The organism is Herbaspirillum robiniae (genome assembly GCF_002213415.1).
Classification (GTDB): domain Bacteria; phylum Pseudomonadota; class Gammaproteobacteria; order Burkholderiales; family Burkholderiaceae_D; genus Herbaspirillum; species Herbaspirillum robiniae.
Map to the genome: position 1 here is coordinate 198,631 of NZ_NJGU01000006.1, position 15,653 is coordinate 214,283.

Consider the following 15,653-nt stretch of genomic DNA (forward strand, 5'->3'; position numbering starts at 1 on the left):
GCCGCTTCAGCTCTCGCTCTTCTCGAGCATGTAGCCGAAGCCGCGGATGGTGCGGATGACCACGCCGGAGTCGGCGATCTTCAGGCGGATGCGCGAGACGTAGACCTCCACCGCGTTGATGGTGAAGTCCTCGCCCCAGGGCAGCACGGCGTCGATGATCTGCTGCTTGGAGACCACGCGCGAGGCGTGCTGCATCAGGTATTCCAGCACCGTCCACTCGCGCAGCGAGAGCTCGATCTTGCGGCCGTCGATGTCGGCGCGCTTGGTGGCGTTGTCCAGCGACAGCCCGCCCACCGACAGTTGGGCCGGCTGCGGCGCGCTGCGCCGGATCAGCGCCTTGATGCGCGCCACCAGCTCGGGCGTGGCGAAGGGCTTGACCAGGTAGTCGTCGGCGCCCAGCTCCAGGCCGTGCACGCGGTCGGGGATGGTGTCGCGCGCGGTCAGCAGCAGCACCGGCGTGTTGTTGCCGGCGGCGCGCATGCGCCGCAGGACTTCGAAACCGTCGATGCCGGGCAGGCCGATGTCGAGCACCAGCACCGAGGCGTTGAAACGCTGCGACAGCGCGTCGCTGCCGTTGTTGACGGTGTGCACGGTGAAACCGTGCGAATTGAGGACGCGCGAGAGACCGTCGGTGAGGACCGGGTCGTCTTCGACCAGCAGAACATTCATAGGGACTTCGTATGAGGAAAAACGGCAGGAACGACAGCGCAAAAAATCTGCGAACCGATGCATCGTATTGCAGCGCCGGGAATGCTGCAAATCGGGGCTTGCCCTAGATGGGCTGCCTGCGTTGCAATTTGTTTCATTTTTGTCACAGTCAGCAATTTGTCAGTGGCGCGACAGGATTTCGTCAGATCGCAGCTTTAGCCTAGCCGACCATGCGAATGAGAATCCACCTCATTCGCACGCTATAGCAGCACTAAGCAATACTAAGCAGCGCCAAGCAGCACGACAGTTTTCGCCAGCCAAACGGTCAACAAGGTCGGATTAGCCAGCCAACGGATTTTCCCGCCCTCGCCAGAGGACGGGCGAGCCCCTTCCGCGCCAACTCCAAACAGACCCTATAAAAATGAACCGTCTTTCTCCGATTGCCGCTGCGCTGGTCGCAGCATTTGCCGCGCCCCTGTCCGCCCATGCGCAGCAGGCCACCCCCGACAACCCGGCCGCCGCCGGCCAGCTGGCTCCGGTCACCGTCGAAGGCAAGCGCGACGACTTCGCGCCCGGCCCGACGGCGCTGAGCAAACTGCCCGCCGACCTGCATGACGTGCCGCAGTCGATCACCGTGGTCAACAAGGCGCAGATGCAGTCGCAAGGCGTGGCCTCGCTGTCGGACGCCCTGCGCAACGTCTCCGGCATCACGCTGGGCGGCGCCGAAGGCGGACAGATCGGCAACAACATCAACCTCAACGGCTTCTCCGCGCGCACCGACATTTACCTGGACGGCTTCCGCGACCGCGGCCAGTACTACCGCGACACCTTCGCGATGGAAGAGATCGAGGTCCTGATGGGCCCCTCCTCCATGCTGTTCGGCCGCGGCTCCACCGGCGGCATCATCAACCAGGTCACCAAGAAGGCCAACCTGAAGGACGCCACCGAAGTGTCCGCCTCGGTGACCACCAACGGCTTGGTGCGCACCACCGCCGACTACAACCACAAGCTGTCGGACACCTCGGCCATGCGCATCGAGGCGATGGCGCAAAACGGCGCCGCCAGCACCCGCAACCAGACCAACGTGCAGGACTTCGGCCTGGCCGGCTCCTACGTCCACGGCATCGGCACGCCGACCGAGATCACGCTGTCGGCGCTGGTCCAGCACAACCACGACCAGCCCGACTACGGCCTGCCGCCGCTCAACGGCCACCCGGTCAACGTCGACCGCAACACCGCCTATGGCCTGACCAGCGACCACACCGACCAGGACGTGGTCTCGCTCAACGCCGGCATCAAGCACAAGATCACCCCGGACGTGACGCTGCGCAACCAGACCCAGTTCAACTACGTGCGCACCAGCGCCGTGGAAACCGCGCCCAACACCATCGGCACCGTCTCGGCCAGCGGCTTCACGGCGCTGACCGGCGCCGCCAGCGCGCTGCCGCTGTCGAGCCTGTACGTGCGCGCGCAGAGCCACGACCGCGACATCCGCGACTACTCGATCTTCAACCAGACCGAACTGTCGGCCAAGTTCAGCACCGGCGGCATCAAGCACGACTTCCTGGTCGGACTGGAAGTGGGCCATGACGGCTACGACAACCAGGCCTACTACCGCAACGGCAGCTGCAACGGCCGCGCGCTGACCGACGCCACCACGCCGACCTCGGGCTATGCCGACTGCATCCCGGTGGTCAATCCCAGCTACAGCGCCGCCGGCAGCAGCGTGGCCGAGGCCGCCGGCAACCACCAGGGCGGCACCGCCAACACCATCGCCACCTACTTCGGCGACACGCTGGAGCTGAACAAACAGTTCAAGCTGGTCGGCGGCCTGCGCTATGACCGTTACGTGGCCAGCATCAGCAACTCGCTGAACTCCACCAACACCCCGGCGGCCGCGAAGAACACCGCGCTGGCCTACGCCAACCAGACCGTCAACTTCTTCTCGGTGCGCGCCGGCGCCATCTGGCAGCCGAGCAGCGCGCAGTCGTACTACGTCTCCTACGGCACCTCGTTCAATCCCTCGCTGGAACAGCTGACCGGCACCACCGGCCAGCAGAACCTGGATCCGGAAAAGAACCGCTCCTATGAAATCGGCGGCAAGTGGGATGTGGCGCAAGGCCTGGCGCTCAACGCCGCGGCCTTCCAGATCACCAAGGAGAATGCGCGCAGCCAGGTCTCGACCGGCGTGTACGAACTGCAGGGCACCGTGCGCGTGAACGGCGCGCGCGCCGGCGCCACCGGCCGCATCACCCGCGACTGGCAAGTGGCCGCGAACTACACCTACCTGGACGCCATCGTGACCGGCGGCGCGGTGGCCGACACCAGCGTGGGCAAGGTGCCGGTGAATACGCCCAAGCACACGCTGACCACCTGGACCACCTACGACGTCGCCCCGCACTGGCAGGTCGGCGGCGGCGCCACCTACATGTCGCAGCGCTACGCCACCGCGACCGATACCGTGCAGGTCGGCGGCTACACCCGCTGGGATGCCACCGTGGCCTACACGCAAAAGGCCTACGACATCCGCCTGAACCTGTTCAACCTGACCAACAAGATGTATTACGATGCGCTGATCCAGTCCGACGGCGGCCGTTCGGTCCCGGGTTCGGGCCGCACCGCGATGCTGTCGGTCAACTACCGCATGTAACCAGGAAGACAGGACGCCCACCCATGCTGATCACCATCCCCAGGCTGCTCGACGAAGAACAGGTCAAGGCCGTGCGCCGGCTGCTGGACGATGCGGGAGAAGCGTGGGTGGACGGCCGCGTCACGGCCGGCTACCAGGGCGCGCCGGTGAAGTTCAACCAGCAGATCGACGAGCGATCCGAGGTCGCCGCGCAATGCCAGCGCATCATCGTCGGCGCGCTGGAACGCAATCCGCGCTTCATCAGCGCAGCCCTGCCCAACCTGATCTACCCGCCGATGTTCAACCGCTACGGCGAGGGCATGACCTTCGGCGCGCACGTGGACGGCAGCGTGCGCATCCACCCGCACAACGGGCGCAAGCTGCGCACCGATGTCTCGGGCACGCTGTTCCTGGCCGATCCCGCCGAATACGACGGCGGCGAGCTGCAGATAGAAGACACCTACGGCGCCCACAGCGCCAGGCTGCAGGCCGGCGACCTGCTGCTCTATCCGGCCACCAGCCTGCATACGGTCACCCCGGTCACGCGCGGCGTGCGGGTGGGCTGCTTCTTCTGGGTGCAAAGCCTGGTGCGCGACGACCACCAGCGCAGCATGCTGTTCGACATGGACAACGCCATCCAGCGCCTGAACCAGACCGACGCCGACGCGCTGGCGCGGCGCACGCTGGTGGGCTGCTATCACAACCTGCTGCGCCAGTGGAGCGATACCTGATCCGGCTTCGCCTGTGGAAAACAAAAAGCCGCCCGTGGGCGGCTTTTTGCTTGCGGACTGGGGATTACCTGAAGTAGCGCGGATCCATCTTGCGAAACACCCAGGCCGACACCAGCGTGATCACGCCCACGATCACGAACGTGATCTGGAAGCTGAAACTGGTGGCCGCCCCCGACGGATCCTTGAACAGGTTCACCAGCGTGCCGCCGATGGTCACGCCCAGGCCGATGGCCAGCATCTGCACCATCGAGAACAGGCTGTTGCCGCTGCCGGCGTCATCCTTGTTGAGGCCCTTGAGCGTGACGCTGTTCATGGCCGCGAACTGCATCGAGTTGGCCGCGCCGAACACCGACAGCTGAGCGATGCCCAGCGCGATCGGCCAGTCCGGCGTGATCAGCGCGAACGACACGATGGAACCGCCCACCAGGATGGTGTTGACCAGCAGGAAATTGTCGTAGCCGTAGCGCTTGACCAGCGGCGCGATCCACGGCTTGGCGATGGTGCCGGCGATGGCCGCCGGCAGCAGCACCAGGCCCGCGTGCAGCGGCGAATAGCCCAGCCGCACCTGCAGCAGCAGCGGCAGCAGGAACGGCACCGCCGAAGAACCGATGCGGCACACCAGGTTGCCGGCCAGGCCGATGCTGAAGTTGGGCTCCCCGAACAGGCCCAGGCGAAACAGCGGCCGCTCGTGGCGCCGCGCATGCAGCCAGTACAGCCACACCGTCAGCGCCGCCAGCATGAACAGCGCCGCGCTCCAGGCGCCGCGGTTGTCGTCGAAAGGCACATCCAGCGCCAGCGAGAACGCCACCATGCAGCCCGACAGCAAGGCGCAGCCCAGCACGTCGAACCTTGGCGCGGCCGGCAGCAGGTCGTTGGGCAGGAAGCGCAGCACCGCCAGCATGCCGACGGTGCCGATGGGCACGTTGATCAGGAAGATCCAGTGCCACGACAGGCTCTCCACCAGCCAGCCGCCCAGCACCGGCCCCACCACCGGCCCCAGCTGCCCGGCAATCGAGATCGAGGCCAGCGCCGCGATGTACTGCGCGCCGGGCACGCTGCGCAATACCGCCAGGCGCCCCACCGGCAGCAGCATCGAGCCGCCGATGCCCTGCACCACGCGCGCCGCCAGCAGCTGCGGCAGCGTATGCGCGGTGGCGCACAGGATGGAACCGATCACGAACACCAGGATCGTCGCGAAATACATCTTGCGCGTGCCGAAGCGGTCCGCCAGCCAGCCCGAGGCCGGCGTGAGGGACGCCATCGTCAGCGTGTAGGCCACCACCACCGGGTGCATGTTGAGCACCGGCTCGCCCAGGCTGTGCGCCATCGCCGGCAGCGCGGTGTTGACGATGGTGGTGTCCAGCGTCTGCATGAAGAAGCCGGAGGCGACGATCCACAGCAGCGCGCGCTGCGAGAGGTCGGAAGACTTGGCGGAAGGGTCGGACAGCTGGTCTGGACGTTGGGCGGACATGGACTGTTATTGGGGCGCGGAAAATGCGGCGGGGACACGGAAGCCTGTGCCTCGGTGTCCCCGCCGTTGAGTGTTGCTTTCTTCGAAGCAGTAGCCGCTATTTTAAAGCCTTTGCCGCATCCTTATTGGAAGGACTGCGGACGCCACTTCAGCAGGCGGCGCTCCAGCGCGTGCAGCAGCCAGTCCGCCGCCAGCGCCACCACCGCCAGCACGATCATCGCCGCGAACACGCCGCTGGCGTTGAAGGCGCCCTGGGCGGTCGAGATCAGCAGGCCGATGCCCTGCTTGGAACCCAGGAACTCGCCCACCACCGCGCCCACCAGCGCAAAGCCGAAGCTCACGTGCAGGCTGGCCAGGATCCACGACAGCGCCGACGGGATCACCACCGCGGTGGTCACCTGGCGACGCGAGGCGCCCAGGATCTGGGCGTTGGCGATCATGTAGCGGTCGGCTTCGCGCACGCCCTGGAAGGCGTTGGCGAACACCACGAAGAACACCATCACCACCGCCAGCGCCACCTTGGAGGCCATGCCCAGGCCGAAGGCGATCACGAAGATCGAGCCCAGCACCACGCGCGGAATCGAGTTGGCGATCTGGATGTAGAGGCTGAACACGTCGGACAGCAGCTTGTTGCGGCCCAGTACGATGCCGGCGATGACGCCGGCCACCGAGCCGATCAAGAAGCCCAGCACGGTTTCTTCCAGCGTCACCAGCACCTGGGTCCACAAGGGGCCTTGCGAAGTGCCTTCGACCATCCAGTCATAGATCTGGATCACGATCAGCGACGGCTGCGAGAAGAAGAAGGGATCGATCCAGCCTATCCGGGCGAAGAGTTCCCAGCCGCCCAGCACCACCACCAGAATGGCGATGCGCAGGCCGATGACCAGGTTGCGGCGCGCGCGGATCTTGCGTTGCGCCTCGGCTTCGACGGCGGCGATGTCCATCGATGCCGCGCCTTGGGTTGCTTGTGCTTGTGTCATGTTGCTCACCTGTTTTTTGTTGAATTCCGTTGGTCTCGTCCGCGCTCAGGCGATATGCACTTCTTCCCGCAGGTCGGCCCAGATCTTGCGCGAGATGTCGATGAAGCGCTGCTCGTAGCGCACCTCCTCCATCACGCGCGGACGCGGCAGGTCGATCGGGTAGACGCTCTTCAAGGTGGCCGGGCGCGCGGTCAGCACGTAGACCTTGTCGGCCAGCGCGATCGCTTCTTCCAGGTCGTGGGTGACGAACACCACCGAGCCGGAATGGGCCGACCACAGGCGCAGCAGCTCGTCCTGCATCAGGGTGCGGGTCTGCATGTCCAGCGCCGAGAAAGGCTCGTCCATCAGCAGGATCTCGGGGCTGTTGATGAAGGTCTGGGCCAGCGCCACGCGCTTGCGCATGCCGCCGGAGAGCTGGTGCGGATAGTGGTCGCCGAACTTGTCCAGGCCGACGCGGCGGATCCATTCGTCGGCCAGCTGGTGCGCCTGTTCCTTGGGCTTGCCGCGGAACATGGGGCCGGCGGCGACGTTCTCGCGCACGCTGCGCCACGGGAACACGGCGTCGTTCTGGAACACGAAGCCGATGCGCGGGTCGATGCCGTTGACCGGCTGGCCCATCACGCGCACCTCGCCCATGGTCGGCTTGAGCAAACCGGTGATCAGCGACAGCGTGGTCGACTTGCCGCAACCGGTGGGGCCGACTACGGCTACGAACTCGCCGCGGCCCACGCTCATGGAAAAGTCGCGCAGCGCCACGGTCGCCTTGCCGTCGGCGGTGATGAAGCGGCAAGTCACGTTGCGCAGTTCGATGGCGGGCGTTTCTTGTGCGCCTCCGGCTGGTTTGGCGAAGGCGTTTTGGTTGATCGCATTCATCGTATGGGTCTTTCCTGGGCTGAGTGATCCCCTGACGCGGCACATCGGTCGTGGCGCATCATGGTCGTTGGCAAAAATCGGATTGAAAAGAGACCGTCGCTGCTGCTCCCGGGAAGAGCGGTCCCGCCCTCTTCCCGGCTGGTGCGTCTTACTTGACCTGGTTGACGAACTCGTCGGTGTAGGTCTTCGACAGGTCCACGTGCTTGCCCTTGACGTTGGGGTTGAATCCGGCCAGCACCGAGAGCACGGTTTCAGGTCCGCCCTTGGGCATCTTGCCGTCGGGCGAATACATCGGCAGCGAGTTGTTCAGGGCCTGCACGTAGAGCGCCTTGTTGTTGCCGTAGTAGTCCTTGGGCATCTTGTCGGCGATCTGTTCGGCGGTATGGGTATTGATGAACTTGAGCGTCTTGACGAAGGCGCGCGCCAGTTTCTGCGCGTCTTCCTTGTGGCCGTTCAGCCAGCTGCGCTGCACGTACAGGCTGGAGGCCGGGTACAGGCCGCCCAGCGCCTTGACCGTGCCTTCCACGGTGCGCATGTCGACCAGCACCTGGGCATCGCCGGTCTTCAACATCTGCGAGGCGGTCGGCTCGGTGGTCATGCCGGCGTCGATGCGGCCCTGCTTCATGGCGGCGATGAAGGTGTTGTCGGCGCCCACCGGCAGCACCGAGAACTCCTTGGAGCTGATGCCGTGGCGCGAGGCCAGGTATTGCGTCAGGAAATTGGTCGACGAACCCAGCCCGGTCACGCCCAGGGTCTTGCCCTTGGCGTCGGCCATGCTCTTGAAGTTGGTGGCGGACTTGGTGGACACCAGTTCCACCTCGCCGGGCACCTGGCCGAAGATGGTGATGGCGGTGATTTCCTTGCCCTTGACCTGCAGGTCGATGGAGTGGTCGTAGAAGCCGACCACCGCCTGCACGGCGCCGGCCAGCAGTTCGTTCTCGGCGTCCACGCCGGCCGGCTGCGACTGCAGCTCGACGTTCAGGCCTTCTTCCTTGAAGTAGCCCAGCTGGTCGGCCAGCTTGGCCGGCAGGTACACCATCTTGGTGATGCCGCCCACCATGATGGTGATCTTGTTGTCGGCCGCTGAGGCCTGGCCCGGCAGCGCGGCCAGGGCGGCGCCGGCGACTGCCAGCGAGAGGATGGTTCGGCGCATGTTCTTGTTCATGTCGGTCTCCGGTTGGTTGATGCCTTTGCAGGCGGAGCCTGCGGATTCTATGTCTTGTGCGGCGCGCCTGCCGGCGCGCCCGTGCCAGCTTATTTCACCTGGTCGACGAACTCGTTGGTGTAGGTCTTCGACAGGTCGATGTTCTTGCCCTTGATGTTGGGATTGAAGCCGGCCATCACCTTGAGCACCTGCTCCGGGCCGCCGGCCGGCATCTTGCCGTCAGGCGAGTACATCGGCATCGACGCCTTCAGCGCCTGCACGTAGATCGCCTTGTTGCCGCCGTAGTAGTCCTTGGGCATCTTGTCGGCGATCTCTTCCGGCGTGTGGGTCTGGATGTACTTCAGGGTCTTGACGAAGGCGCGCGCCAGCTTCTGCGATTCGGCCTTGTGGCTGTTCATCCACGAGCGGTTCACGTACACGCTCGAGGCCGGATACAGGCCACCCAGCGCGTTGCGGGTGCCGTCCACGCTGCTCATGTCGACCAGCACCTTGGCGTCGCCCGAGGCCAGCAGGATGGAAGTGGTCGGCTCGGTGGTCCAGGCCACGTCGATGCGCTTTTGCTTCATGGCGGCGATCAGGGTGTTGCCCGCGCCCACCGGCAGCATCGAATAGTCGGAGGTCTTCAGGCCGGCGCGGCTGGCCAGGTATTGCGCGATGAAGCTGGAGGACGAGCCCAGGCCGGTCACGCCCAGGGTCTTGCCCTTCAGGTCGGCCATGCTCTTGACGCTGCCGGCGAGGTCGGCGCGCACCATTTCCATGCCGCCCGGCACCAGCAGCAGCTGGGTGATCGAAGTGATTTCCTTGCCCTTGCTCTGCAGGTCGATGGAATGGTCGTAGTAACCGACCACCGCCTGCACGGCGCCGGCCAGCAATTCGTTCTCGGCGTCCACGCCGGCCGGCTGCGACTGCAGCTCGACGTCCAGGCCTTCCTCCTTGAAGTAGCCCAGGTTTTCCGCCAGCTTGGGCGGCAGGTAGATCAGCTTGTTGATGCCGCCCACCATGATGGTGATCTTGTCGGCGGCATGCGCATGGGGCGCGGCCAGCGCCAGCGCGGCGCCGACGACGGCAGTGGCGCCTAGCGCCAGGAGGGAACGGCGGATGGGGGAAGCCTGGAACACACGAGCGTCGCGACGCATTATGATTGTCTCCTTTTGGTGGGATGGTCTTGCGCCATCTTCGCTTTTTATAGAATTGCGGGCCTATTCTAAGAAGCCGAAACCTTCATCCAGCCTTCAAAAAAACGGCTTTTTTATTTGCAGCGCAACAAAAACATAGACACTTTGGCATGAAACTGCTCCTCATCGAAGACAACCCGCAGCTCGCCCATTGGCTGGAGCAGATCCTCAAGGAACACAAGTTCAGCGTCGACATCGCCGCCGACGGCGAGATCGCCGACCAAGTGCTGCGCGATGAAAACTACGACGTGGTGCTGCTGGACCTGATGCTGCCCAAACTGGGCGGCAAGCACGTCCTGCGCCGCCTGCGCGAGCGCCACAACGGCGTGCCGGTGATGATCCTGACCGCCAGCGGCTCCATCGACGAGAAGGTGGAATGCCTGGGCGCGGGCGCCGACGACTACCTCGTCAAGCCCTTCGAAATACGCGAGCTGGTGGCGCGCATCAAGGTGCTGATCCGGCGCCAGACGCCCGACAAGGCGGCCGAGATCCATTGCGGCGACCTGGTGTACGACAGCAACACGCGTCAGTTCGCCGTGGCCGGAAATACGCTGGCCTTGCCGGCGCGCGAGCACGACGTGCTGGAGATCCTGATGCTCAAGCAAGGCAAGACGGTCTCCAAGACGGCGCTGATGAAAGGCATCTTCAGCCTCTCGGAAGAGCCCAGCGCCGACGCCATCGAGATCTACATCTCGCGCCTGCGCAAGAAGCTGGAGAGTTCCAGCGCCGCCATCATGACGCTGCGCGGCCTGGGCTACCTGCTCAAGCAGAAAGACGAATGAACGATGATCGATAGCCTGCGCCTGCGGCTGCTGCTGTGGCTGCTGATCCCGATGACGGTCTACGTCGGCCTCTCGGCCAGCGACGCCTACGACAACGCCGCCGCCAGCGCCACGCTGATCCAGGACCGCGCGCTGGTGGCGTCGGCGCGCATGATGGCCGGCCAGGTCACCTGGCAGGATGGCGCGCCGGTGGTCTCGATCCCGCCGGCGGCGCTGGAAATGTTCGCCTCGCCGGCGCAGGACGCGGTCTACTACCAGGTGCTGATGGACGACAACACGCTGCTGGCCGGCCGCCCCGACTTCCCGGCCGAGCCGGACTTCGCGGCGCTGCACCCGGCCTACACCACGACCGACTTCGACGGCCGTCCGCTGCGCGTGGTCAGCTACATCCGCGCGCTGTACGACGAAGGCACGCTGCGCATGGTGGCGGTATCGGTAGGCCAGACCATGCAAGGCCACCAGCAGATGATCGGCGAACTGTGGCAACCCTCGCTGCGGCGCCAGCTGGTGCTGCTGCTGCTGGCGGTGGCGCTGGTGGTGCTGGGCCTGACCATCGAGCTGCGCCCCATCCTGGCGGTCAAGGACGAACTGGCCGCGCGCGACCCCAACTCGCTCACCCCCTTGCGCGCCGGCCAGCTGCAGTTGGAGCTGCGCCCCATCGTGGAGGCGATCAACCAGTACATCCAGCGCCTGAACGCCCAGGTGACGGTGCAAAAGCGCTTCGTCGCCGACGCCGCCCACCAGCTGCGCACGCCGCTGACGGTGATCGACTCGCAGATCCAGTTCGCGCGCCAGCTGGACGATCCGGCGCGCCTGCCGCAGGTGCTGGCGGCGCTGCACGAGAGCAGCCGCAACATGACCGACCTGACCAACAAGCTGCTGCAGCTGTCGCAGGCCGAGGCGTCCAACAGCGGCGCGTTTCCGCGCGGGCCGGTGGACCTGATCGCGGTGGCGGCGACGGTGCTGGAGGAACTGGCCGGACTGGCCCTGAAGAAAGGCATCGACCTGGGCATGGAGACGGAGCTCGAAGGCGCCGTCGTCAACGGCAACGAGACGCAGCTGGCCGGCATGCTGATGAACCTGATCGACAACGCGCTGCGCTACACCCCGCACGGCGGCAAGGTGACCGTGGGGCTGGCGCGCGAGGACGGCGCGGGCGACGGCGCGCAGTTCGTGATCACCGTCAGCGACAACGGTCCCGGCATCCCGGCCGAGGTGCGCGAGCGCGTGTTCGAGCGTTTCTACCGCAATGCCGCGCCCGACCAGCCCGGCTCGGGCCTGGGATTGCCCATCGTGCGCGAGATCGTGCAGGCCTCCCAAGGCAGCATCACGCTGGATGCGCCCGGGGACGGCAGCGGCCTGGTGGCCACCGTGAAGCTTCCCGCCCTGCCGGGTTAAACTTGCGACAATAAAAAAACTCATCAGCACCACGCAAGGCAATTCAGGGAGACAAATTGGACGTCAAGCAATTGCGGGCCCTTCTGGCCATCGCTGAAACCGGCAGCGTCACGCGCGCGGCCGAACTGCTTCACATCGTGCAGCCGGCGGTATCGCGCCAGCTGCGGCTGCTGGAGGAGGACGTCGGCACGCCGCTGTTCGAACGCGGCCGCCGCGGCATGGACCTGACCGAAGCCGGCCGCATCCTCGCCAACCACGCGCGCCGCGCGCTGCACGAGCTGGACCAGGCCAAGGCAGAGATCGCGCCTTCGCCCGACGTGGTCAGCGGCTCGGTCACCATCGGTCTGTTGCCCAGCACCAGCGACCTGCTGGCGGCCTCGCTGGTGATCCACCTGCGCGAACTCTATCCGCGCCTGACGGTGAACATCTCGGTGGGTTTCGGCGGCTACCTGCAGCAATGGCTGGAGGATGGCGAGGTCGACCTGGCGCTGATGTACGAACCCAAACCCTCGGCCTTGCTGGAGACCGCGCCGCTGGTCGACGAGACGCTGTACGTGCTGGGCCTGCCCGACAAGGACCTGTCGCTGCAGGGCGAGCTGGCGCTGTCGGCGGTGGCCGAGCTGCCGCTGGTGCTGCCGGCGCTGCCGCACGGCGTGCGCTCGCTGCTGGACCGCGCCTGTTCGCTGGCCGACCTGCACCTGAACGTGATCGCCGAGACCAACGCGATGAACGTGCAGAAGAGCCTGGTGCAGTCCGGCATCGGCTACACCATCCTGCCGGGCGTGGCGGTGTTCGACGACGTCGCCGCCGGCCGCTTCGCCGCCGCGCCCATCTCCAAGCAGGCGGTGCATCGCAAGATCGTGCTGGCCCAGGCACTGACGCGGCGCTCCTCGATCGCGGTGCGCTGCGCGGCCACCGAATTGCGCGCGCTGATCAAGCGCAAGCTGGAGCAAGGCGCCTGGCCCGGCGCCACCTGGCTGGACGACTGAACCCACCTGCCGTTCCCCGTTCCCCGGTCCGCATGGCCGTGCGCGCGACGCGTTTCCTGCCATGCCGAAAACTGATTGTCCGAACAGATTTCTGTATTGGACGGCCCTGCACGCGGCCTCTACGATGACCGCTCCAGTACAGAGACCGGGGAAACACATTCCATGAACACCAAAACGGGCGTAACGCCAGACGCGTCGGAAGACTGGCGCGAAGACATCTTTTCCATCCTCAAGGAAGGCGGCGTCAAGCAGGTCGCCTACGTGCCCGACGCCGGGCACTCGCACGTGATCCGCCGCGTGCATGCCGATCCCGAGATGCGCGGCGTGGTGCTGACCACCGAGGAAGAAGGCGTGGCCACCGTGTGCGGCGCCTGGCTGGGCGGCCAGCGCGCGGCGCTGCTGATGCAGAGCAGCGGCGTGGGCAACTGCATCAACATGTTCTCGCTGATCTCCAATTGCCGCTTCCCGTTCTTCTCCATCGTCACCATGCGCGGTGAGTGGGCCGAGTTCAACCAGTGGCAGTCGCCGATGGGCAAAGCCACGCAGGCCGCCATCGAGCTGATGGGCATCACGGTGCTGCGCGCCGACCGTCCGGAAGACGTGGCGGCCACGGTGGCAGCCGGTTTCTCGGCCGCCTTCGAAGGCGGCGAAGCGGTATGCGTGCTGCTGGGACAGCGGCTGATCGGCAAGAAGAAATGGGAGGCAGGCAAATGAGCGCAGCACAATCCAAGGGCATCGACCGCCGCGCCTTCGTGCGCCAGCTGGTGGAGGCGTTTCCGCAGGCGCTGGTGGTGACCGGCCTGGGTTCGTCCTCCTACGACCTGTACGCCGCCGGCGACCGCGACGAGAACTTCTACCTGTGGGGCGCCATGGGCGGCGCCGCAGCGGTGGGCCTGGGCATCGCCATCGCCCAGCCGACGCGCACCGTGATCGTGGTGACCGGCGACGGCGAACAGCTGATGGGTATCGGCGCGCTGGCCACCATCGGCTCGCAGCAACCCGCCAACCTCAACGTGGTGGTGCTGGACAACGGCCACTTCGGCGAGACCGGCATGCAGCGCAGCCACACCAGCCTGGGCACCGACCTGGCGACGGTGGCGACCGGCTGCGGCATCGGCCAGACCGTGCGGGTGGATTCCACCGACCAGGCCGGCGACCTGTTCCAGAAGATCGCCGCCGCCGGCGGGCCGCTGCTGGCCACCGTCAAGGTGCTGCCGGACGAGCTGCCGCGCGCGCTGCCGCCGCGCGACGGCGTGTATGTGAAGAATCGTTTTCGTGCTGTGCTGGGACTGGCGCCCATGTAAGCCTGCCCGGCCTTCTTCAGCCCGCCTTTTCGGCGGGCTTTTTTTATTCGGAGTTGTTGCGACCAACGACGCTGGCTTCCCGCCTGCGCGGGGACGACACGGCAATTTCAGACACGGCTTCGCCGGCTCCGTATCAAGACGAGCGCAAAAAAACGCCTGCATCCATCCAGATGCAGGCGTTCCCGGTACACCGAAAACTCAGATCACTTCCAATACTGGCACTTCGACTCCGCCTTGCTCATGTAGGCCTGGTCGCCGGGAATGGTCTGCACGATGCGCGCGTAGTCCCAGGGATACTTGGAGTCGGCCGGCGCCTTCACCTGCATCAGGTACATGTCGTGCACCATGCGGCCGTCCGGGCGGATCACGCCGTTGGTGGCGAAGAAGTCGTTGATCTTGTTGGCCCGCATGTAGTCCATCACGCGGTCGGCATCGGTGCCGCCGGTGGCCTTCACCGCCGCCAGCCAGGTCGCGGTGACCGAGGCGTCGCCGGCCTGCAGCGAGCTCGGCATGCGCTTGGTCTTGGCGAAGAAGCGCTTGGAGAAGGCGCGCGACTCTTCGGTGCGGTCCCAGTAGAAGCCGTCGGTGAAGTACAGCCCCTGCGACAGCTGCAGGCCCAGCGCGTGGATATCGTTGATGAACATCAGGATGCCGGCCAGCTTCATGCTCTTGGTGATGTTGAACTCGGCCGCGCCCTTGATGGCGTTGACCAGGTCGGTGCCGCCGGTGGACAGGCCCAGCACCTGCGCCTTGGACGACTGCGCCTGCAGCAGGAAGGAGGAAAAGTCGGACGCCCCCAGCGGATGCTTGACCGCCCCCACCACAGTGCCGCCGTTGGCCTTGACGGTGTCGGCGGTGTCCTTCTCCAGCGAATTGCCGAAGGCCACGTCCGCGGTCAGGAAGTACCAGCTCTTGTAGCCCTGCTTGACCATCGCGGTGCCGGTGCCGCGCGCCACCGACAAGGTGTCGTAGCTGTACTGCACGGTGTAGGGATTGCACTCCTCATTGGTCAGGCGGGTGGTGCCACTGCCGGGAGAGAGGAAGACCCGCTTCTTCTCGGCGGCGATCTTGGCAATCGCCAGCGCGGCCGACGAGTTGGTGCCGCCGATCACCACGTCGTAGCCGGCGTCGTACCACTCGCGCGCGCGGCTGGCGGCGATGTCGGCCTTGTTCTGGTGGTCCACCACGGTCAGTTCGATCTTCTTGCCGTTGACGCTGCCGCCGGCGTCGGCGATCGCCATCTTGATGGCCTCCACGCCGCCGGGGCCGTCGAGGTCGGCGTAGACGCCGGACATGTCGGTGATGAAGCCGATGCGGATGGTGTCGCCGGCGGCGGCCGCCGGGCCGGCTGCGGCCAGCGACAGCGCGGCCGCGAGCGCGCCGGCCAGGGTGGTCAGTCTCAGGTTCATGTCGTCTCCGTTATAGTCGTATGGTGCCGCCTGAGCCGTCGCGCCTGCCAAAGTCCCCAACCCGTCGACGGTCCGATTGCGGTCGAAGCAGACCATATC

The 15,653-nt window shown here is 65.9% G+C and carries 14 protein-coding genes; 7 read left to right on the plus strand and 7 right to left on the minus strand.

The genetic code is table 11. The features are described 5' to 3' along the window. Positions 1 to 6: 6 nt before the first annotated feature. Positions 7 to 669, minus strand: a complete 663-nt coding sequence (locus CEJ42_RS12480) for a response regulator transcription factor (protein WP_079218799.1) — start codon at positions 667 to 669, stop codon at positions 7 to 9. 400 nt (positions 670 to 1,069) lie between these two features. Between CEJ42_RS12480 and CEJ42_RS12485 the strand changes: the two genes are divergently transcribed. After that, positions 1,070 to 3,298, plus strand: a complete 2,229-nt coding sequence (locus tag CEJ42_RS12485) for a TonB-dependent receptor (protein ID WP_088751278.1) — start codon at positions 1,070 to 1,072, stop codon at positions 3,296 to 3,298. Between the two features lie 23 nt (positions 3,299 to 3,321). Beyond that, complete coding sequence (locus CEJ42_RS12490) at positions 3,322 to 4,008, plus strand: Fe2+-dependent dioxygenase (RefSeq protein ID WP_088751279.1); 687 nt, start codon at positions 3,322 to 3,324, stop codon at positions 4,006 to 4,008. Between the two features lie 64 nt (positions 4,009 to 4,072). Here the strand turns inward: CEJ42_RS12490 and mdtD are convergent, their stop codons facing one another. The 5 genes from mdtD to CEJ42_RS12515 form a co-directional block, all read right to left on the minus strand. Continuing rightward, positions 4,073 to 5,479 (minus strand): multidrug transporter subunit MdtD, encoded by a 1,407-nt coding sequence (mdtD, locus tag CEJ42_RS12495; protein ID WP_088751280.1) that lies wholly within the window; start codon positions 5,477 to 5,479, stop codon positions 4,073 to 4,075. A gap of 122 nt (positions 5,480 to 5,601) precedes the next feature. Next, positions 5,602 to 6,459 carry an ABC transporter permease gene (locus CEJ42_RS12500; RefSeq protein ID WP_079218795.1) on the minus strand — a complete coding sequence of 286 codons (858 nt, stop codon included), beginning with the start codon at positions 6,457 to 6,459 and terminating at the stop codon, positions 5,602 to 5,604. Positions 6,460 to 6,504: 45 nt separating this feature from the next. Next, the gene (locus tag CEJ42_RS12505) at positions 6,505 to 7,332 is read right to left on the minus strand and encodes an ABC transporter ATP-binding protein (protein ID WP_079218794.1); all 828 of its coding nucleotides are present in this window, start codon (positions 7,330 to 7,332) and stop codon (positions 6,505 to 6,507) included. Between the two features lie 148 nt (positions 7,333 to 7,480). After that, on the minus strand, positions 7,481 to 8,497 hold the full coding sequence (locus tag CEJ42_RS12510; RefSeq protein ID WP_079218793.1) for an ABC transporter substrate-binding protein: 1,017 nt from the start codon (positions 8,495 to 8,497) through the stop codon (positions 7,481 to 7,483). Between the two features lie 89 nt (positions 8,498 to 8,586). Next, a complete protein-coding gene (locus CEJ42_RS12515) occupies positions 8,587 to 9,633 on the minus strand; it encodes an ABC transporter substrate-binding protein (RefSeq protein ID WP_088751281.1) in 1,047 nt (348 codons plus the stop codon). A gap of 149 nt (positions 9,634 to 9,782) precedes the next feature. On the opposite strand from CEJ42_RS12515, the gene CEJ42_RS12520 reads away from it, so the two are divergent. The 5 genes from CEJ42_RS12520 (at position 9,783) to CEJ42_RS12540 (ending at position 14,145) form a co-directional block, all read left to right on the plus strand. Continuing rightward, positions 9,783 to 10,454 carry a response regulator gene (locus CEJ42_RS12520; RefSeq protein WP_088751282.1) on the plus strand — a complete coding sequence of 224 codons (672 nt, stop codon included), beginning with the start codon at positions 9,783 to 9,785 and terminating at the stop codon, positions 10,452 to 10,454. A 3-nt stretch (positions 10,455 to 10,457) separates the two neighbouring features. Next, positions 10,458 to 11,852, plus strand: a complete 1,395-nt coding sequence (locus CEJ42_RS12525) for a sensor histidine kinase (RefSeq protein WP_088751283.1) — start codon at positions 10,458 to 10,460, stop codon at positions 11,850 to 11,852. A gap of 56 nt (positions 11,853 to 11,908) precedes the next feature. Continuing rightward, positions 11,909 to 12,841 carry a LysR family transcriptional regulator gene (locus CEJ42_RS12530; RefSeq protein ID WP_079218789.1) on the plus strand — a complete coding sequence of 311 codons (933 nt, stop codon included), beginning with the start codon at positions 11,909 to 11,911 and terminating at the stop codon, positions 12,839 to 12,841. A 162-nt stretch (positions 12,842 to 13,003) separates the two neighbouring features. Beyond that, positions 13,004 to 13,555 carry a phosphonopyruvate decarboxylase gene (locus CEJ42_RS12535; protein WP_088751284.1) on the plus strand — a complete coding sequence of 184 codons (552 nt, stop codon included), beginning with the start codon at positions 13,004 to 13,006 and terminating at the stop codon, positions 13,553 to 13,555. Beyond that, entirely contained in the window at positions 13,552 to 14,145 is a 594-nt protein-coding gene (locus CEJ42_RS12540; protein ID WP_088751285.1) for a thiamine pyrophosphate-dependent enzyme, read from the plus strand. Before CEJ42_RS12535 ends, CEJ42_RS12540 begins: the two co-directional genes overlap by 4 nt. A gap of 203 nt (positions 14,146 to 14,348) precedes the next feature. Here CEJ42_RS12540 and CEJ42_RS12545 read toward each other — a convergent pair whose 3' ends face one another. Continuing rightward, the gene (locus tag CEJ42_RS12545; RefSeq protein WP_079218786.1) at positions 14,349 to 15,554 is read right to left on the minus strand and encodes an ABC transporter substrate-binding protein; all 1,206 of its coding nucleotides are present in this window, start codon (positions 15,552 to 15,554) and stop codon (positions 14,349 to 14,351) included. Between the last annotated feature and the right edge of the window lie 99 nt (positions 15,555 to 15,653).